This window comes from uncultured Legionella sp. (assembly GCF_937871865.1).
Lineage (GTDB): Bacteria > Pseudomonadota > Gammaproteobacteria > Legionellales > Legionellaceae > Legionella.
Map to the genome: position 1 here is coordinate 1 of NZ_CALMPD010000042.1, position 19,240 is coordinate 19,240.

Genomic DNA, 19,240 nt, shown 5'->3' on the forward strand with positions numbered 1-19,240 from the left:
TGAGCGTTGCTTGCTGTGTTAGGTGCTGTTGACTTTCCGCTGGATTAGGCTGGATAGAATTTATTATATCCGTTCAGACAATGGCATCATAAGGAGTTTTGTGTCACAAACTCCTCCTCTGTCTCCAAAGGCAAGTGGATGTAGAAAAAGTCCGTTCAGGGAATATGTATCGCTCTGCAAGAACGGTTTAGTTGAACTAAAGCGGGTGGGGCAATCGCTCTTGGTTTATTCGCCTTCGCCGAAATAATTATTGATTAACTGAACTAGTGCCTCATTCATGGCTTCTTCATCAGGCCCATCAATTTCAAGCGTCAGCTCGCTTCCTTTATTGGCGGCAAGCATCATTACACCCATAATGCTTTTCCCATTAACGGTTTGTGAGTCCTTGGTTACATCGATATGGCTTTGAAATCTTGCCGCAGTAGAGACAAATTTTGCTGAAGCCCTGGCATGCAAACCTAATTTATTAATTATCGTAATTTTAGTCTTTATCATAGCGTATACAATGTACCATGACTCAAGCAGAAGGTATAGATTAGAGAGATTAAAAACCGGGGTCAATAGGGGAATACAGATTATTTGATGAGTATTAGAGCAAAGTATACAAACACCACAGAATGAGCAGTGGTGTTTGTATATCAGGTTAAGATTATTCTCTGGGGTGGTCGTCACGGTGACCAAGGATTTTTTCTTTGTGTTTCACCAGTTGTCGATTCAGTTTATCGACCAGGGTGTCGATTGCCGCGTACATATCCTCTGACTCAGAGCTGGCGTGCACTTCGCCCTTATTAATTAAAATAGTTGCTTCAGCAATCTGTCTTAGCTTCTCGACGTCAAAAACTACATTAATGGCAGTAATGTGATCAAAATGACGCTCAAGCTTTTCGAATTTTTCTTCGGTAAATGCTCTGAGCGAATCAGTAACATCCAAACGATGCCCAGTGATGTTGATTTGCATAAAGCTCTCCTTCAGTTGACTTATTTAATTAACTACGAATTACTTTTCTTTCATTGGATGGGGAAATACCCATTGCCTCTCGATATTTTGCAACAGTTCTTCTTGCAACCTGTATGCCTTGTTCCGCGATAAGCTCAGCGATTTTACTATCACTTAATGGCTTTTTTCTATTCTCAGCCAGAATTAATTTTTTGATCACTGCTCGAATCGCCGTTGATGAGCATTCACCGCCGGCGTCTGTATTTACATGGCTGGAGAAAAAATATTTCAGTTCAAATACTCCTCTGGGAGTGTGCATGAATTTTTGGGTAGTGACACGTGATATAGTTGATTCGTGCATATCAAGGGCGGTCGCTACATCATTTAAAATTAAAGGCTTCATGGCCTCATCACCAAGCTCCAGGAACCCTTGTTGATATTCTACAATACAGGAGGCTACTTTGAGTAATGTCTCCTGACGACTTTGGATGCTTTTTAAGAACCAGCGCGCTTCTTGCAGATTATTTTTTAAATATTGATTGTCAACACTGTTATCCGCTCGTTGAATTAATGAAGCGTATTGGTTATTAATGCTTAATTGTGGCAGCACACTTTGATTGAGATTCACTGTCCATTGATCATTTATTTTTTTGACGATTAAATCAGGGATGATATATTCTGTTATCGCCTGATGAATTAAATTGCCAGGCTTTGGATTTAATCTTTGTATGATCTGAAGAATCTCATCAATAATTTTTTCACTGATTTGATGCTTTTTCATCAATTGTCGGTAATTATGTTGTCCCAGTAAATCAATATCGTCTATAAGTATTTTTTTAGCAATTGCTATATATTCGGTATCCAGTGGTAGCTGTTCTAATTGAATTAACAGCGTTTCAGACAGATTAGCCGAGCCGCAGCCAACAGGATCAAATAGTTGTATCCTATGTCTTACCGCCTCTATTTCATCCAAATCCAAAGGAAAGTCATCACTATTTAGAATGTTATAGATATCATTAATCGACGTAGTCAGGAAGCCGTCATCATTAATCGCATCAATGATTGTTGTTGCTATTACTCTATCAATATCGCTCATCGGGGAGAGTTCAAGCTGCCAGCGTAAATGATCTTGCAGGTTTGTGGTGGTACAATGTAAATTATCAAAATTATAATCATTATCATCAAAGTTATTGCGCTTGCTTAAATTATTATAAAGTTGTGACCATTGAAAATCGGCAAATTCGTCATTGTTCTGCTGCTGTGCTTTCTCTAGGCGTGTCTCTTCTTTCTCTTCAATCTGAGTTGCTTCAAGCATTGGATTTGATTCAACAATCAGCTGGATTTCCTGCTGTAAATCTATTGTCGATAATTGCAGAAGTCTTATTGCTTGCTGTAGCTGCGGTGTTAAGGTGAGATGTTGACCAATACTAAGCTGCAATGACTGTTTCATGCAAATCCTCTTTGTTTTCACTGCTATTAACTATCAGTTTAAACGATCCGTAAGGATTATCCAGTATTTGTCGGGCTTAATTTAAAGATAAATAACGATTATTTTTTGATTTTATTAACGAAATGAACAAGTTAATTAGCAAATTATACAAATTGAATTTATTTTAGTTGGAAGGGGGGGGAGACAGCCCCAATTTATTTGGGGCATCTTTGATTATTTTACTTTTTTCTCTTTAAAAAGCACGTGCTTACGAACTTTAGGATCGTACATCATAAGTTCCATCTTCTCAGGATGGTTACGTGGATTTTTAGTAGTGGTTTTATAGTATCCAGTTCCTGCTGTGGATTCCATTTTCACTTTTACGGTAACAGCTGCCATGGCTTATCCCCTTGAATTATACTTTTTCGCCGTTAGCTCTGATTTTATCCAGAACTGCTTTTATACCTAATTTGTCAATAATCCTCATACCTTTGGTACTTAGTTTTAATGAGACAAACCGATTTTCTTCTTCAACCCAGAACTTGTGGTTCTGAATGTTGGGCAGAAAGCGTCTTTTAGTTTTATTGTTAGCGTGCGACACGTTGTTACCAGTCATGGGTCGCTTGCCAGTTACCTGACATACTCTAGACATTCTGTTACTCCAAATAGTTTCTATATAGTAATTAGTCTTTGTAAAATTCGGGGCTTTCGTTAAACAAAATAGCCGGATGTGAAATACAAGAGCGGTTTTATAACAAAAAAACTCCAATATTGCAATAATTTTTACTTCACTACGTGAATAAACCCGACGCGTGTAACGAATCAGTACAACCATTAGAACAATCACTAAGGGTAATGTATCAAAAAATAACCTAAGGAGGAAGCTTGGTAGAACTTTTAAACAAAATCAGTATAATTCTCCCCTTTTCAATTGAGTAATTCTGATGCATCGTAAGATTAAAAGTTATGTCCTTCGCGCTGGACGCGTAAGTAACCGGCAGCAACAAGGTTTGGATTTATGGTTAAAAGATTATGAATTACCAATGGATAGTTCTCATTGGGATTTGGCACATATCTTTAATCGTACTGCTGAAACTGTTGTTGAAATTGGTTTTGGTATGGGAACTTCTTTGTGTACTATGGCAAGTAATAGCCCTCAGACAAATTATGTGGGTATAGAAGTGCATAAAGCTGGAGTCGGTAGTTTGGTTGCAGATTTGCATGATCGCCAATTGACCAATGTGCGCATTGCAGCATACGATGCCGTTGAAGTATTTCAGACAAAACTAGCCGCGGAATCACTTTCCGGGGTGCAGATTTTCTTTCCTGATCCCTGGCATAAAAAGCGTCATCATAAAAGACGCTTGATTCAGCCTGAATTTATTGCATTATTAGTTCAGAAAATTAAGAAAGATGGATTTATTCATTGTGCAACTGATTGGCAAGAATATGCTGAACATATATTAGAAGTTTTATCTGCAATACCTGATTTAAAAAACGTGCAATCAGAAGGTGGTTACTCACCTAAACCAGAATCACGACCTCTGACTAAATTTGAGCAGCGCGGGGAGCGTTTAGGTCATGGGGTGTGGGATTTAATATTTATAAAAAAATAGGATGTATTGGACACTGCCATTAAGTTAATAAAAGTACGTCATCCTGGCCTGGGAAGGATCTCCTGAATCCAGGGAGCTTCTTCGTTGCTAGCTCCTCAGGATGACGGCCAAATCCTTAGCTTAATGGCAGTGGGGCCAGGGAGGCTGTGAGATAAATCATGGCTATAGAGGTATTTTAAACTGAAATGCCAAATGGCTTTAAATACTTTGGAAAAGAGTTGATATTCGCTTTGATCTTCAATTGTTCATTGTGTAATATTGATACCCGTTAAGCGGCTTATTTATAAGTAACCCCAAAAGGATGTAAAAATATGGACTTTATAACTGAAATGAATAAGGCTACTGACTTGAGTTTAGATGAGTTTAAGGCCTTTATTAATCGTAAATTGAAACAGAACAAGGATTTTCTGGAACAACTCTTTTGGTTCGCCAATGGGACGCAAATGACGGTCCTGAATTATTTGATTGAGCAGTATCAGGAACCTGAATACGGTATTGACCTTGACGATGTATCGCGTAATTTAATAGATAAAATTGATCTGGTTTTAGAGCTATCACAAGATGCGAATGTGGGGGAACCGGTTCATCAAGCCATCTTGACTGGGAAAATTAAATTAGCCCTTCATCTTTTGCAGCCGAATAAAATGGGTGCCTCTCTCGCAGAACTCGTCACGGTTAATGTCTTAAGTGCGTTAGATTTTCTTCGTAGGCAGGCAAAAGAATTTGCGGATCAACTCAAATGTTACTTTTTTGATGTGGACCGACGTGATACAGAAGGGCGTACTTTGCTTTCATTAGCATTAGATAATAAAGATTCAGCGCTACTGGTCGCGCTGTTAGCTCAAGATCCTAATCTCCATGCAGTAACCAATAAGACTAATGCTAAAGTAAAATTCCAACCCATCCATCAGGCCGTGGTCCTTGATTATACTGATGGCGTGCGTTTGCTTGCAAAAGAAGGAGCGAATCTGACTAACCCTATGGGGGCGATGATGGATACTCCTGTGTTATTAGCTGCCCGTTCAGGGACTATTAATGCATTGGAAGCACTGATGGAGTTTCCTGTTGAACAACTCATGCTGGAAACTGAAAATTGCCATTTTTTTGAAGGGACAACGACTGGTCACACCGCAATAGAAGAATTTTGTGAGCGTATCGCCAATCACAATGAAACAGCTAATGCCCTGCGTGGTGTCGCGATATTATTGTGTCACGGCGCTGAACCGCCTCGTAATGACGCAATGCGTAACGTGCTAAGTAATAATCGTGTGGGCCTCTTAAAAGCAATACACCGTTATTTGGAAAATAAACCTGAACTTGTTGATCCTTTTGTAACTCGTTGTCATCTCACTGAAAGCGCTCTTCACTATATTATTTATGCAGACCATTCATGGGGTAGTTCTATACGTCATTTATTGGGGATGCCCAGCAATGCTGCTTTTATGGTGGAAGATTTGGTTGTTAAAAAGTACAGTAATCCTTTGATAGCTCAAGAAAGCGCCCCTATGCAAACAACGGCAACAGTAAATCTGGCTTCTGAAACCAGTCCACTAAAATTATATGCCGAGTTTGTCAGGCGCTATAATCAAGCTTATGAAAGCCAGCTTCTCCCGAACCGCTGGAGCACTATGCGTTGGATGATCGCTGAAGGTCGATGTGATTGGGCTACTGTAAAACGATACTCTGATACTTATCCCACCAGCAGAACTCGAATTATTCTACGCGAAATGTTTAATCCTATCCCGCCTATTCAGGAGGAAGTGATTCCTGAACCGGATTTGACTCTGTCTAAATTAGACTATTGAATAGTTGCCATGCCCGTGCATGGCAAATACTATGTCTATCTGAAATAATCAGACTTAAAACAGTATCTACTTGCTTAAACTTAATATACCCCATAGAATTCTAGCTTTCTTTGAAATAGCTAGGAGTCGTACATGGGGTGGAATGAGCCAGAAAAAGGCAAGGATCCATGGAAAGGTAAAAATCAGCCTCCTGATTTAGATGAGGCGTTGAAACGCATCCATGAAAAATTGAAAAAGACCTTCTTTGGAGGTACTGGTAAATCAGACAAAGAGTCTTCAGGCAGTTCAAGTGGTGGTCTGTTGGCGGGCATAATTGCTCTGGTTGCTTTCATTCTGTGGGTGCTTTCAGGCATTTTTATCGTTGATCCTGCAGAGCAGGCCGTTATTTTGCGTTTTGGTAAGTATGTTGAAACTGTGGGACCTGGCCCTCATTGGATTCCCAGAATTATTTCTTCCAAAGTAGTGATGAACGTTGATCGCGTTCTGGATTATTCGTACTCAGCTCAGATGCTGACTAGTGATGAAAACCTGGTTGCTGTTTCTTTGGCGGTACAATATCGTATCAGCGATTTGCATCAATATTTGTTTAATGTGGCCAACCCGGAGGAAAGTCTTCAGCAAGCGACTTCCAGTGCGTTAAGACAGGTTGTGGGCACGACCACTCTGGATCAGATTATCACTGAGGGACGAGAAGTCTGGGGGAATAGCGTACAAGATACTTTGGTGAAAACTCTTAATATATATAAGCCAGGGATTTCAATTGTTAACGTATCTCCACAGCCTGCCAGAGCACCAGAAAGTGTTCAGGACGCTTTTGATGATGCGATTAAAGCCCAGGAAGATGAAAAACGCTTCAAAGAGCAAGCTTTTGCTTATGCAGCAAAAGTAGTTCCTATTGCAGAAGGTAATGCAAGCCGTATAGAGCAGGAAGCACAGGCATTTTCCAAGCAGGTTGTTTTACGTGCACAAGGTGAAGTATCTGAATTTTTAGCATTGTTGCCTCATTTTGTTGCAAGCCCTCAGGTAATGTCAGAGCGTATGTATCTGGAGACCATGCAAAAAGTGTTAAGCAATACCACGAAAATTGTTGTAGAGAGTAAAACCGGTAATTTATTGTCTTTACCTTTAGATAAAATGATGGGAACTCCATTGGAGGCGCAGCCTGCTAATTTAAAAAATAAACTCAGTAGTGCGAACAGCGGCACTAATGATGAAAGCTTAATGCTTGCAGGACGCGATATCATCAGACCTACTTACAACCAAGGGAGAGATGAATAATGAATACAACAAAAACAACCTTGGGTATCTTGCTGTTTTTAATCTTGGTGCTGTTCTTAACCAGTGTGTTCACTGTCACTCAGGGCCAGCAAGGTATTATTCTGCGCTTGGGCCGTTTGGTAAAAGATGCTCAGACAGATAAAGTAAAAGTTTTAAATCCTGGACTTCACTTTAAAACACCTTTTATCGAAAGTGTTCGTATTTTTGATACTCGTATTCAAACGATGGATATTAAATCCACGCGTATTGTAACCAAAGAGAAAAAGGACGTTATGGTTGATTATTATGTTAAATGGCAAATTGCCAATTTAGCACAATACTTTAAATCAACGGGTGGTAATCAGTTCAAAGCGGAAACGTTGTTGGAGCAGCAATTAAATACTTTATTACGCGCACAATTTGGTAAGCGTACTATTTCAGAGGTAGTGTCAGGTGGTCGTGATGATGTGATGGAATTACTTCGTAACGCCGCGGAAAAACAGGCTAGCGAACTGGGTATTGTGGTCATTGATGTGCGTATTAAAGGAATAGAGCTTCCTGCTAATACCAGCAATGCCATATATCAGCGTATGCGAGCGGATATGCAAAAAATTGCTAACAGACACCGTGCTGATGGGCAGGCTGCTGCGGAACAGATACAGGCAAAGGCTGATGCAGACGTAATGGTTTTATTAGCTAAAACCAGAAGTAATGCACAACAGACCAGAGCTGTAGGACAAGCAGAAGCTGCTGCGATTTACGCTAAAGCGTACAGTCAAAATAAAGACTTTTTTGCATTGTATCGCAGTTTAATTGCATATGAAGGCAGCTTTAATAATAAAAGAGATGTGCTGGTTTTAGATCAAAGCAGTTCGTTTTTTGATTATTTTAAGCAAGCAATGCCAAATAATGTTGGTGTAGCTGCTAAAAATTAATTATAATGGCCGATTTTGCTGAAATCGGGTTCAATACCAATCAGCTTTGCAGACTAAGAGTAGATCATGGGTAAGAATGTTGTTGTTTTAGGTACACAGTGGGGCGATGAGGGCAAAGGCAAGATTGTCGATTTGTTAACGCAGGATGCACAAGTGGTTGTTCGTTATCAGGGCGGCCATAATGCAGGTCATACATTGAAAATCAATGGCGTTAAAACGGTTTTGCGTTTAATTCCTTCAGGCATGCTCAGACCTCACGTTACCTGTTATATTGCTAATGGTGTAGTGCTTTCTCCTCAAGCCTTACTTTCAGAAATTAATGAGCTTGAACTGAAAGGCGTCAATGTAAGAGAGCGTTTACGCATTAGCCTGGCTTGCCCATTAATTCTTCCGTGTCATGTTGCGTTGGATAAAGCTCGTGAAATTCATATGGGTAATGCGGCCATTGGAACGACCGGACGTGGTATCGGTCCTGCCTATGAAGATAAAATAGCCAGAAGAGCATTGAAGGTGAGTGACTTGTTTCATCCTGAGCGATTCACTCAAAAATTAATCGCCTTACTGGATTATCACAATTTTGTCTTGACCGAGTATTTCAAACAGCCTCCTGTAGAGTTACAACCTCTACTAGATGAGGCATTTAAGTGGGCTGAAGAACTTCGCCCTATGGTTTGTGACGTATCGGCTCGTTTGCATGAGCATAGAGAAAAGGGCGATCATATTTTATTTGAAGGTGCCCAAGGGGTTTACCTGGATATTGATCATGGAACTTATCCGTTTGTTACTTCATCAAATACCTGTGTCGGTTCGGTGATTAATGGCGCTGGATTTGGTCCCAGATACCTTGATTACGTTCTGGGCATTACCAAAGCGTACACAACTCGTGTTGGTGGTGGTCCTTTTCCAACGGAGCTTCATGATGAGGTAGGCAAGCAAATTGCAGAGCGAGGCCAAGAGTTTGGTGCTGTTACGGGAAGAGCTAGACGATGCGGTTGGTTTGATGCCGTTTTATTAAAGCGCTCAATTGAAGTAAACAGTATCACTGGCTTGTGCATGACCAAACTGGATGTTTTGGATGGCTTAGATGTTCTACGTATTGCGGTAGCTTACAAAGACAGCAATGGCAACTTATTGTCACGTCCGCCACAAGCTGCGGATGATTTCGAAGGATTGATACCTGTTTATGAAGAGATGCCTGGCTGGACAGAAAATACCGCGGATATCAAGGTATTAAGCGAGCTTCCTGCAAATGCAATTGCTTATCTCAAAAGAATAGAGAAACTATTGGGTATTCCTGTTGATATGTTATCTACTGGACCAGAAAGAGATTCAACGATCATTTTACGCGATCCTTTTTCTGTTTAAGCTCCCACATTCAGGCCTGCATGCTATTCGCTATGCAGGCTTTTAAGCGTTCGCGATGGCATATCCAGCTTAGCTAATTCATTCCTCATGTGCACTCCTTCGATTTACTTATCGACACTGTAAACAATTAGTAAGCATTCACCCAATAGCGTCAATTTAAGAAGTTTGTGTCACATATTCCTCTCTCTCCAAGGGGGCGAGAAGACAGATAGGCTTCGAACGAGAGATATGTTTTTATGACGCTATTGGGTGAATACTTATGCTAATTACGTATTGGAATATTCGTTATAACCTAAAACCACTAGAATACAAGGGCCTTGGGCGATAACATTAATGTGGTTTGCTTCACACAGGCGAATAGCGCTGTCACTCTCCGCACCAGGCTGCATCCAGATATTTTTTATTCCCTTTTTTATGGCATCATTAACTATTTGTTCTGTGATTGGTGGTGGTGTAATGATGGAGATGCTTGCTACTTCTTCAGGTAAAGCGCTTAAAACGGGAATTACATTCAAGCCTTCAATTTGTTGTTCATGAGGATTTACAGGATATACTTTTTTGTGATGTTGCAAATAACAGCGCAACACTTTATTACCGTATTTGGCTCTGTTGGAAGAAGCACCCAATACTGCAAATGCTTCTGACTGGAAAAATTGAGCTATTGAATCAGTGAGCATAACCTAGCCTGAAAATTCGTACATTAATTAAGAATAGCAATGTTTTATGAGAATGTGGACGTTTTTATTATATTAATAGATGGCCTGGATTGAGAAGGGAGTTCTTCCTAATCATATAAAAAACCTCATTATTTTTATTTATCTTTCAATTAAATTTTGCTACCGTCTTATCTTATTAATCAATAAAAACAAGATATTAATAATGTCTAGCTACTGCTCTCAATACCATCGAACATCATCTAATAGTACCTTCCACCGCATCATTGCAGTAGTTCTTTTATATAGTCAATTGTTGCCCATGGCTGTTGCAGCCCTTGTCCCCAATACACAAAGCCCGCGCTCGTTAACTCCCGTACAAACAGATAGCTCATTAAATAATTTATCCTTAACGAACAGACATTTAAATCTGAAAGGACCTCTCGACTGGGGAATTACCTACAGCGATCTCACTGGCACCTATTTTAATGCTCAGTATGTAGCCCCCTTAGGGGAGCGTTTTGCCTTTGGTGTTTTAGGTGAATACGGTAACGATCAATATCGATTAAATGGTACTCTGGGTTATGGTTTTTCTCCATTAAGCCAGATAAAAGCAACTGTAGAACGTTTAGGACAACGTTTACCCTTTCAGTTTGATTCGGGAGATCTGCGTGCTCGAGTCCATCAAGATGCTTATGGCGTTCAATTGCAACATTTGCTAAATGATCACCTCATTCGCGGAGTCAATGCAAGAGGGTACTGGGCACAAGCTGCCAACAAAGACTTAAATCCAGTTCTGTTCACATCCAATGGTTTTAATTGTGGCGGTTTTGCTGCAGGTTTAGAATGTATTAATTACCGTTATCTTGCTGGGGCAACAAGCCAAGGGCTTGATGCAGGTGTTGATGCATTAGTGACACCCTCAACTCTGGTGCAAGGAACTCTTTATTATGATCAAGTGCGTTACAATACCAGGTTTAGTCCTGTATCTCAGTACGATCGTAACGGACTGGGGTTGGGCATCAAAATAGAACAATTATTTAATGAGCAATTTAAGCTGTCAGGTGAAGCGACTGTGCGTGAGATTTACGATACATATCAAGCCGGAGTTAGCATGCTGCCTTCCTGGCGTTTAAATACAGAGGTTTCAATAACAGGACAACGTATTGTTTCAAGAAATGCAATCCCCGATAATAACAGCATTTCTGTGGGGTTTAAACTGTTTGGCGATGGGAAGAGGCGTTATGAAAAAGAGTATTTAATCGACCATTCCTTAACTGATATCCACCAATGGGTACGGACTCCAGCTGTAAAAATGCAGCAAGTATTAATTACTGCAGAACAATATACTAAATTGTTAGCTCCAAGTATTAACAGTATTAGCCCCAATAACGGTCCGCTGGCTGGCGGGAATACCGTAACCATTAGTGGTAGTAATTTTATGCCAGGTTTAACCGTCTTTTTTGGCGGGCAAGCTGCGACAAACATCCAATTGCTGTCCTCCACAACGATTAAGGTGGTCGTACCTGCGCTTCCAGGTATATTAACTGAATCGGTGGATGTCGTTATCCAAAATCCAGATGGTCAGCAAACATTCGCTCCCAAAGGATATACTTATGCTTCAGCAAGTGTACCGGCAGTTACGTTGATTAATCCGAATACCGGCACTAGTGCCGGAGGGACAACAGTAATCATTAGCGGTTCTAATCTAGATACTACGCAAAGCGTTACTTTTGGCGGGATTGCTGCTACGCTAACGCAAATTACCAGCAATCAGCTCACCGTAATTACCCCTTCGCACCCAGCCGGCTTAGTTTCTATCGTAGTAACAACTTCATCAGGAAGCATCGAGCAACCAAATGCGTACACCTATGTTCCACTGTCAGTCCCAACCAATGTGGCAATCGACTCAAGCGGAACAACGGTAACCGGAAATGGGGAGCCCGGAACTACTGCAGAGGTTAGAAATTCTTCAGGCATTATACTGGGATCAAGCATTGTGGGTGGTAACGGTAATTTCTCTTTGGTGCTAGATTATCCCCAAACAAATGGAGAAATCTTGTATGTAACCTTGAAGGATGCTGCAGGGAATACGAGTGCTTCCACCTCGGTTGTCGCTCCAACTTTACCTTAACTTCTGGCGTTGTAAAAGAGTTTTGGCGTACAGGTGGTGCAAAACATTCCGATTGCAGCCTGTTGGGTTAATTTGCGGGGGTAAGAGAGGAATGACCGTAAGCGCGGAGTTTGTCTGCTAATGACTTCTTAAGAGACGAAGAAATTCAGCCCCATGAGATATGGGGCTAAAAGTGTGTTAGACCTATTTAATTCGAAATTTATTTTCAAAAATGATTAATTGTTGTTCCAGATTCCATTGCAACTGAGCTTTTTCGCTTTTGGCGGTAAATGTTGTACACGATAGGCTGTTTAAGTCCTTGCATTCAGGAACAAATTCTCCTTTTCCCGCATCTGCCCAGATACTTTTTCCGGGAAGAAACGCAAAAGTAAGCGCATTCCGGTTAATTTGTTTTAATGTTGGATAATCAAGTCCGTGGGCAATGGTGGCTTCAACGTATTGCCTGGTCAGGTCAGTGCGCAAAACTCCCTCATCATCAGTAGATAAAACAACAGGTACATTGTGCTTCAAATAATAATTCAGCGGATGATTGCGACCGGAGATATTCAATAGTTTTTGATTACTGATCAGATTAATTTCAACTGGCAATTGATGTTTCGCCATATAGTCCAGAGTATCTTTTGCATTGTTTTCATAACCAATATCCACTCCATGGCCAATTCTTTGGGCGTGGCCTGTAATCAGGGCATCATGAATGTGGTAGCTTAAGTCTTCAGGTGTTACTGCTTCAGGGGCCAATTCACCCGCATGTAAGCTAATATGTACTTGGGGGTATTGTTGGTGTAAATAATTAAAAATTTCCATTTGTTGATGGTAATCTCGCAACGAAATAATGCCGTCTTCTGGTTGTACCAGATTTACCCCAACCAAATTACCTTTCGAACGACTGACTGCTTCGAAAGCATTTAATGCTTGAGCAAACAGATTATTCAGAGGTTGTTCTCTCAATACATAATATAAAATTTTAACCTTTACTTTGCAGGCATCTCGCTCTGGATTTTTTTTACAGCCTAATACGGCTTGAGCTCCATCAAGCATAGAATCACTTTCCAGAATTGTTTGTTCGATATTATTTTGAAATTCTTTATTTGCCAGAAGTAGTTGCTTCTTTTCATCGTTTGATTTTACGTTTTTTATTAGCTCGCCAAAACGCAAAGAATTACCATTATCTGTAATGTCCATGAGTTCCATATACTGTTCATGTTGTTGTGCAGCGCGCTCCACTACATCGGCGATTAATTGGGCACGGTAATTAAAAACAATAGGCATGTATTTCATGAAACTATTGAAAAAATGATCGTGCGCTGACTCTTTGCCTGGAATAAAGTCTTTCAAGGACCAATCTTTTATAACCCTGGAATAGAGTTCTGGTTTATTGAATAACTCATCGACTTTAATTCCATCACAATGTGTAGTGCTTTTGTGTACGGCGAAGCTTCTTAAATCCATACAATAATTACCCTTGGCGGCAATGGACAGCATGGTTTCGGGGTAGGTGCCTCCAGCCAGGTGATAGTGCAATTCGCCACCTTTAGGCATCGCTTTGAAAAAGGCATATAGGGCATTGGGATCTGCTTTAATGTTATTAAAATATTCGTCAACCTGTGCATGTGCAGGAGCGATAAACAAGAAGCTAAACAGGATAGAAAGCGATTTAATTGGATTCATAATGAACTAATGGTTCTCATAAAATCAGAGATTATCGCATAATTTAACTTGATTCCCTATAGATTGGTTAGTGATTCTATTTTTGAGTTCGCTTTTAATTTGCTTGTCCGCATTATGTGCTGCGGTTTAACCTGATATGTAGTCTGTATTAGACTGAGTCGAAATACAGCAGTGTCTGACCTCTAATACGGGTTACTGCATTTACTTCCAGGGATGGGTTGTTAATAAACATTGTATTTATCGCGTATTCATAGCAGAATATTTTTCACGATTCATAACCTTGAAGATGAATATGTCTAATGTATTGTTGAACAAATGTGTTATTAACTGCGCGTTAGTTTTATCGATGATATGGGGTAGCATCTGCCATGCCGTTGTTGATTCTAATACTATTAAAGCGAATAAAAAAACAGAAATCAATGTGGGAATTTATGCTCCTTTTTCAGATAAGTCTGCTTTTATAGGACGAAATATTCTGGCTGCTATGGAAATGGCCCGCGACCAATTTAAATCGTCTCAGATTAATTATGCTTTTTATACTCTGGATGTCCTTCCCTCTAAGGGAAAAGTACTGCCAACACTGCAAAAATTTATTGATGCTCATCATATCAATGTATTAATAACAGAGGGCACTGAAAATGGAGCGCTCATTGCACCACTGGCAACACAAAATAATATCCTGCATTTTAGTATGGCTAGCGATTCTTCTATTGCTGATGGTATAAATAATTTTCTTGCCTGGAGTCCAGCATACGAACAAGCAGCCGTATTGATAAAGGAACTACGACGTAAAAAAGTGAAGCAAATAGCTATTATTACCACAAGACAGCCCTCTTTTATGGTGCTGACTCAAAGCGTCATGAAACAGATACAGGCCCATTCAACAATAAAAATATCTGCGTATCAAGAAGTAAAAGCAAATGAGACCAATTTCTCTGGGGTAATCCAGAAGATGGAAGAAAAAAATCCAGATTTGTATTTAATCATGGCTTCTCCTGAAGAAATCGGATTAATACATTCACAAATGCTCAATATTCATGTGGATAAACCCATTACAAGCATAGTTGATAGAGTTACTCCTACAGTAATGAGAGTTTTTGATGGTCAATGGTATATTGATGCTCATGAAATGAAGCCAGAGTTTATTAAACGGTTTAAGGAAGAATATTTCAATCATCCGGTGACTGAAGCAGGATATGCTTATGATGTCTTCCAAATTCTTAATAAGGGCATCACTATGGCGATGAAGATAAAACATGAATTTTCCAGTGAGGAAGTAGCACGGCAAATCCATTCTCTGGCAAAAGGAGTCGGAGTGATGGGACCATTTTCTCTGGGTGCTAAGGGAGTTCTATTGACTCAATCTGAAATTAAAACCATTAGGAACGGGCAGGTGCTCACAGGGTAATGAGGTTACGAAGCTGGTCATCGTATCCAAGAAGAAAGGGTAACACGCTTTTGCCTGTTACCCTTTGCATATCAGATGCTTGTTTTAAATTTATCGGTTTGCCAAAGCCATCCCTTCCAGTACAGTCAGTGCAGCGTAGAGTTGATAATCTTCATGAATCAGGTCATCCGCTTTCGCTTCACTTTTAGCTTTATTATCTTCGGGATTATTTTTATTTATCAAATGTCCACTCAGATCTGCTTCACTAAATCCTGTTACATCAGACTTTTTTACCGAGTTCTTGGGAACATCCATTTCTTCAACCACGATGTCAGGAATAATTCCTTTAGCTTGAATTGATGTGCCTGATGGAGTGTAGTACAAGGCAGTGGTTAATTTTATGCCTGTTTTACCATCTAAAGGCAGTACTGTTTGCACTGAGCCCTTACCAAAGCTTTTGGTTCCAAGAATGATGGCTCTTTTATTATCTTTTAGTGCTCCGGCAACTATTTCAGAAGCAGATGCAGAACCATTATTAATCAGAACCACTATTGGTGCGTTATCCAGTACATCACCGGGGTTAGCTAAGGCGGTGAATTTAGAGCCAGGCAGGCGGCCTTCTGTATAGACTATCAGCTCTTGTTTACCTGATTTGTCATTACCTAGGAACGCATCAGACACTTGAATTGCTGAATCCAGCAATCCTCCGGGGTTATTGCGAAGATCCAATACCAAGCCCTTTAATTTTCCATGGGATTGTTGTTTCAATTGCTCCACAGCCTGCAGCATGTCTTTTCCGGTTAATGCCTGGAATTGAGTTAAGCGAATATAACCATAGCCATCACTTAACATTTTACTTTTTACACTCTTTATTTGTATTACTTCACGGATTAGATCAAAAGTTAGGGGTTTGCTGGCGCCTTTACGTAAAATAGTTAATTCTATTGTTGTGCCAGCCTTTCCGCGCATCAGATTTACCGCATCCTTCAAAGTCAGGCCTTGCACAGATTCTTTACCTAATTTAATAATATAGTCACCTGATTTTATGCCTGCTTTAAACGCTGGAGTATCAACCAAGGGAGTAATTACTTTGACCACCCCATCTTCCATAGTTACTTCTATACCTAATCCACCAAACTCGCCACTGGTCGAGGTTTGAAGCTCTTTAAATTCCTCTTCATTCAGGTAGCTGGAGTGAGGATCTAATCCAGTGAGCATTCCGCGAATTGCATTATCAAACAGCTCTTTGTCATCCACTGGTTTTACATAATATTTTTTAATTTCCCCTATCGCATTAGAAAATCTTTGTACGTCTTCCAATGGAATTCGTTTCGTATTAGTATTGTTGGTATCTGTTTCATCTGCCGTAAATGCAGTTAATGGAAGCATCAACGCTACTGCATAGACTAATGCTAATGTACGGGGAAGAATTTTCTTAATAACCATAGCGATCTCCTAGGATGCAAGGCCATAAAATCAGCCGCCTCTTTTGTTTTTATTAAATATTGAAATGCAATTTAAGTGCCAGGCGCTAACCCTAAGACAACCAGTCTAGCGGTGGAACCGCTTTTCCTCTTAGTCTTATTTCAAAGTATAGACCGTTTTGCTTGATTCCACCGCTATGACCTACGCTGGCTATCTGCTCGTTCTGACGGACTGTTTGTCCTTTGTGTTTAAACAAAGATTGATTATGAGCATATAGGGTCATAAAACCCTGTCCATGATCAATAATTAAAAGTAACCCATATCCTTTTAACCAATCACTAAATACTACTTTTCCCGGGTACACGGCAGTTACTACCGCCCCTTCATCGGCAAAAAATGTCACGCCTTGATTCATTCTACTCAAGGATCTGTGTTCAACATGTACGGGCAACGGCAATTTTTTGCGCATTTGAGCAAAGGGTTTACTGCTTTGCACTACACTTTGTTCAGCCAAGGATTTTAATAATCTTGATAAATTGGCTTTATCTTTTTGAACTTCGTGCAAATCATGTTGTTTATTTTGTATTTCGTTATCTAGGGAATGGATTAACTCTGTATGGTATTTTTTGTTTTGTTCCAATCGCTGCTGATGTTGGGATAATTGGCTTTGTAACTGGTGATTTTCAGATAATTCACTATGCAGTTTATTTTTATTTTCACTTAGATTCTTTCTGGTTTCGTCGATTTGTTTGATCAAGTCTTGCCGAGATTTAATAATATACTGATAATAAGTTAAAATTCGACTTATTCTATAAGGATCATCCTGATTAATAATCCATTTTAATGGTTGGTATTCGCCAGTCTGGTAACGTGCGCGAACATGATTTGCCAATAATTCCTGTTGGGTCTCTAGCTGTTTATTTAACGCTTCTGCTTTTATATGCAGTTCAGCGATTTTATGTTCTTTGGCATTTATTTCACGCTGTATGGTTCGCAGTTGGTGTACCCCTTCACCTATTTGCTTCTCTGTACCTGAAAGTTCCTTATTGAGTATACCTTTTTTGTCATGTGCGGTGGCTAAATTTTGCCGCAAGTCTTTAATTTGCGCATCTAGTTGCTTTAGTTTATTTTGAGTCTGGATGACTGGAGAGGGCTCTGGTTTTGCAGCGAGATTAAAACTTATCATCATCCCCAGTGCCAATCCACTCAGACATGCTTTTTTAGCAAAACATGGGTGATTACGCGTGAGCATGGTTTTTTTCCAATAAAACATGGCCAGTCATTTCTGCTGGAGGGGTTATGCCAATTATTGACAGCAGGGTTGGGGCAACATCTATCAGGCTGCCTTCTTTTTGTGTGAACTGCCAATCCCCACCTACGCAAATAAAAGGAACTGGCTCACTGGTATGGGCAGTATGAGCTTGATGAGTCGTATCATCAAACATTTCTTCGGCATTTCCATGATCTGCTGTAATTAACAATGTTCCCTCTTGTTGGCTCAATGCGTGCCAAACCCGCTGCATACAATGATCCAGGCATTCTATTGCACGAAGTGTTGCATCAAAATTTCCACTATGTCCTACCATGTCTGCATTCGCATAATTGCAGATAATGACATCATATTGCCCTAGCATTATGGCATCTACGAGCTTATCGGTTAGTTCAGGAGCACTCATTTCAGGCTGTAAGTCATAAGTTGCGACCTTGGGGGAGGGAATCATGATTCGTTCTTCATTGGCGAATACTTGTTCGGTCCCACCATTGAGAAAAAAGGTTACATGAGCGTATTTTTCCGTTTCAGCAATGCGAAGTTGTTTTAAGCCTTGTGCTGATATTATTTCGCCCAGGGTGTTGTTTAAAGGTAGGGGAGGAAATGCTTCGGTTGTCGGCAGATTTTTATCGTACTGAGTCATGCTGATAAAATGTGATAATTGGGGCTGAATTGTTCTTTGGAATCCATTGAATGTTGGCTCTATAAAGGCGGCAGTTAATTGTCGTGCTCTGTCAGCCCTGAAATTAAAGAACAGTACCGCATCGCCATCTTCAATGATTTTACCATCTCCTATTATCGTAGGAGGAATGAATTCATCAGAAAGATTGTGCTGGTAGAAATAGTTAACGGCTGATTCTGCATCATCAAAGTGATGCGAGCTAATGCCTTGGGTTAATAAGTCATATACAGGCTCTATTCGTTCCCATCGTTTGTCTCGATCCATTGCATAATAGCGCCCTGTGATTGAGCTTATCGAGCCAGTAGCATGTGATTTGAGTTCTTTATCCAAACGATGAAGGCTGTCTAACACGCTTTGCGGAGGAGTATCTCTGCCATCTAAAAATAAATGCAAATAAACTGTATTGAATTTTTTAGAATGGCACAACTCGAGCAATGCAAATAAATGATGTTCATGGCTATGAACTCCGCCAGGAGAAAACAGGCCCATGATATGAAGTGCTTTATTAGTATGATGTAAGCTATCAATGACTTCGTTGAAGACCTGATTTTTTGCAAAGTCACCATTTTTTATCGTTTGGTTTATTCTGGTGAAATCTTGCTGGATTATTCTGCCTGCGCCTATATGCATATGTCCCACTTCAGAATTACCCATTTGCTCGTCAGGTAACCCTACCG

Annotated in this window: 17 protein-coding genes; 7 read left to right on the plus strand and 10 right to left on the minus strand. The window is 40.2% G+C overall.

Features of this window, described 5'->3' with window-relative positions:
- Positions 1–225 precede the first annotated feature (225 nt).
- From Q0495_RS02425 to rpmB, 5 genes are all read right to left on the minus strand, one after another.
- Positions 226–495 (minus strand): HPr family phosphocarrier protein, encoded by a 270-nt coding sequence (locus tag Q0495_RS02425; protein WP_298622658.1) that lies wholly within the window; start codon positions 493–495, stop codon positions 226–228.
- A 154-nt stretch (positions 496–649) separates the two neighbouring features.
- Positions 650–958, minus strand: a complete 309-nt coding sequence (gene hpf, locus Q0495_RS02430) for a ribosome hibernation promoting factor (RefSeq protein WP_298622660.1) — start codon at positions 956–958, stop codon at positions 650–652.
- Between the two features lie 28 nt (positions 959–986).
- Positions 987–2,387, minus strand: coding sequence for an RNA polymerase factor sigma-54 (locus Q0495_RS02435; RefSeq protein ID WP_298622662.1), 1,401 nt, complete (start codon positions 2,385–2,387; stop codon positions 987–989).
- 213 nt (positions 2,388–2,600) lie between these two features.
- Positions 2,601–2,765 (minus strand): 50S ribosomal protein L33, encoded by a 165-nt coding sequence (gene rpmG, locus Q0495_RS02440; protein WP_006872450.1) that lies wholly within the window; start codon positions 2,763–2,765, stop codon positions 2,601–2,603.
- Between the two features lie 16 nt (positions 2,766–2,781).
- On the minus strand, positions 2,782–3,018 hold the full coding sequence (gene rpmB / locus Q0495_RS02445; protein WP_298622670.1) for a 50S ribosomal protein L28: 237 nt from the start codon (positions 3,016–3,018) through the stop codon (positions 2,782–2,784).
- Positions 3,019–3,310: 292 nt separating this feature from the next.
- Here rpmB and trmB point away from each other — a divergent pair, with 292 nt between their 5' ends.
- The 5 genes from trmB to Q0495_RS02470 all read left to right on the plus strand — a co-directional run bounded on the left by trmB (position 3,311) and on the right by Q0495_RS02470 (position 9,344).
- The gene (trmB, locus tag Q0495_RS02450) at positions 3,311–3,982 is read left to right on the plus strand and encodes a tRNA (guanosine(46)-N7)-methyltransferase TrmB (protein WP_298622672.1); all 672 of its coding nucleotides are present in this window, start codon (positions 3,311–3,313) and stop codon (positions 3,980–3,982) included.
- A gap of 311 nt (positions 3,983–4,293) precedes the next feature.
- Positions 4,294–5,787: a Dot/Icm T4SS effector AnkC/LegA12 gene (gene ankC, locus Q0495_RS02455; RefSeq protein ID WP_298622674.1), complete on the plus strand. Its 1,494-nt coding sequence runs from the start codon at positions 4,294–4,296 to the stop codon at positions 5,785–5,787.
- Positions 5,788–5,919: 132 nt separating this feature from the next.
- Positions 5,920–7,065 carry an FtsH protease activity modulator HflK gene (gene hflK, locus Q0495_RS02460; RefSeq protein ID WP_298622676.1) on the plus strand — a complete coding sequence of 382 codons (1,146 nt, stop codon included), beginning with the start codon at positions 5,920–5,922 and terminating at the stop codon, positions 7,063–7,065.
- The gene (hflC, locus tag Q0495_RS02465) at positions 7,065–7,979 is read left to right on the plus strand and encodes a protease modulator HflC (RefSeq protein WP_298622677.1); all 915 of its coding nucleotides are present in this window, start codon (positions 7,065–7,067) and stop codon (positions 7,977–7,979) included. Before hflK ends, hflC begins: the two co-directional genes overlap by 1 nt.
- Before the next feature lie 66 nt (positions 7,980–8,045).
- The gene (locus Q0495_RS02470) at positions 8,046–9,344 is read left to right on the plus strand and encodes an adenylosuccinate synthase (protein WP_298622678.1); all 1,299 of its coding nucleotides are present in this window, start codon (positions 8,046–8,048) and stop codon (positions 9,342–9,344) included.
- A gap of 266 nt (positions 9,345–9,610) precedes the next feature.
- Here the strand turns inward: Q0495_RS02470 and Q0495_RS02475 are convergent, their stop codons facing one another.
- Entirely contained in the window at positions 9,611–10,021 is a 411-nt protein-coding gene (locus Q0495_RS02475; protein WP_298622679.1) for a CoA-binding protein, read from the minus strand.
- Between the two features lie 202 nt (positions 10,022–10,223).
- On the opposite strand from Q0495_RS02475, the gene Q0495_RS02480 reads away from it, so the two are divergent.
- A complete protein-coding gene (locus tag Q0495_RS02480) occupies positions 10,224–12,131 on the plus strand; it encodes an IPT/TIG domain-containing protein (protein ID WP_298622680.1) in 1,908 nt (635 codons plus the stop codon).
- Between the two features lie 183 nt (positions 12,132–12,314).
- On the opposite strand, the gene Q0495_RS02485 is transcribed toward Q0495_RS02480, so the two are convergent.
- Positions 12,315–13,799 carry an adenosine deaminase gene (locus tag Q0495_RS02485; protein ID WP_298622681.1) on the minus strand — a complete coding sequence of 495 codons (1,485 nt, stop codon included), beginning with the start codon at positions 13,797–13,799 and terminating at the stop codon, positions 12,315–12,317.
- 292 nt (positions 13,800–14,091) lie between these two features.
- Here Q0495_RS02485 and Q0495_RS02490 point away from each other — a divergent pair, with 292 nt between their 5' ends.
- Positions 14,092–15,207, plus strand: a complete 1,116-nt coding sequence (locus tag Q0495_RS02490) for an ABC transporter substrate-binding protein (protein WP_298622682.1) — start codon at positions 14,092–14,094, stop codon at positions 15,205–15,207.
- Positions 15,208–15,297: 90 nt separating this feature from the next.
- On the opposite strand, the gene Q0495_RS02495 is transcribed toward Q0495_RS02490, so the two are convergent.
- From Q0495_RS02495 to gpmI, 3 genes are all read right to left on the minus strand, one after another.
- The gene (locus Q0495_RS02495) at positions 15,298–16,632 is read right to left on the minus strand and encodes a S41 family peptidase (RefSeq protein WP_298622683.1); all 1,335 of its coding nucleotides are present in this window, start codon (positions 16,630–16,632) and stop codon (positions 15,298–15,300) included.
- A gap of 91 nt (positions 16,633–16,723) precedes the next feature.
- Entirely contained in the window at positions 16,724–17,863 is a 1,140-nt protein-coding gene (locus Q0495_RS02500; RefSeq protein WP_298622684.1) for a peptidoglycan DD-metalloendopeptidase family protein, read from the minus strand.
- Positions 17,850–19,240: 2,3-bisphosphoglycerate-independent phosphoglycerate mutase (gene gpmI / locus Q0495_RS02505; RefSeq protein WP_298622685.1), on the minus strand; the 1,391-nt coding region annotated here is incomplete at its 5' end. The genes gpmI and Q0495_RS02500, both read right to left, overlap by 14 nt.

Excerpts from the sequence above, each read along its gene's own strand:
- Q0495_RS02425 (WP_298622658.1), bottom strand. The coding sequence starts at position 495 with ATGATAAAGACTAAAATTACGATAATTAATAAATTAGGTTTGCATGCC.
- hpf (WP_298622660.1), bottom strand. The coding sequence starts at position 958 with ATGCAAATCAACATCACTGGGCATCGTTTGGATGTTACTGATTCGCTC.
- Q0495_RS02435 (WP_298622662.1), bottom strand. The coding sequence starts at position 2,387 with ATGAAACAGTCATTGCAGCTTAGTATTGGTCAACATCTCACCTTAACA.
- rpmG (WP_006872450.1), bottom strand. The coding sequence starts at position 2,765 with ATGGCAGCTGTTACCGTAAAAGTGAAAATGGAATCCACAGCAGGAACT.
- rpmB (WP_298622670.1), bottom strand. The coding sequence starts at position 3,018 with ATGTCTAGAGTATGTCAGGTAACTGGCAAGCGACCCATGACTGGTAAC.
- trmB (WP_298622672.1), top strand. The coding sequence starts at position 3,311 with ATGCATCGTAAGATTAAAAGTTATGTCCTTCGCGCTGGACGCGTAAGT.
- ankC (WP_298622674.1), top strand. The coding sequence starts at position 4,294 with ATGGACTTTATAACTGAAATGAATAAGGCTACTGACTTGAGTTTAGAT.
- hflK (WP_298622676.1), top strand. The coding sequence starts at position 5,920 with ATGGGGTGGAATGAGCCAGAAAAAGGCAAGGATCCATGGAAAGGTAAA.
- hflC (WP_298622677.1), top strand. The coding sequence starts at position 7,065 with ATGAATACAACAAAAACAACCTTGGGTATCTTGCTGTTTTTAATCTTG.
- Q0495_RS02470 (WP_298622678.1), top strand. The coding sequence starts at position 8,046 with ATGGGTAAGAATGTTGTTGTTTTAGGTACACAGTGGGGCGATGAGGGC.
- Q0495_RS02475 (WP_298622679.1), bottom strand. The coding sequence starts at position 10,021 with ATGCTCACTGATTCAATAGCTCAATTTTTCCAGTCAGAAGCATTTGCA.
- Q0495_RS02480 (WP_298622680.1), top strand. The coding sequence starts at position 10,224 with ATGTCTAGCTACTGCTCTCAATACCATCGAACATCATCTAATAGTACC.
- Q0495_RS02485 (WP_298622681.1), bottom strand. The coding sequence starts at position 13,799 with ATGAATCCAATTAAATCGCTTTCTATCCTGTTTAGCTTCTTGTTTATC.
- Q0495_RS02490 (WP_298622682.1), top strand. The coding sequence starts at position 14,092 with ATGTCTAATGTATTGTTGAACAAATGTGTTATTAACTGCGCGTTAGTT.
- Q0495_RS02495 (WP_298622683.1), bottom strand. The coding sequence starts at position 16,632 with ATGGTTATTAAGAAAATTCTTCCCCGTACATTAGCATTAGTCTATGCA.
- Q0495_RS02500 (WP_298622684.1), bottom strand. The coding sequence starts at position 17,863 with ATGCTCACGCGTAATCACCCATGTTTTGCTAAAAAAGCATGTCTGAGT.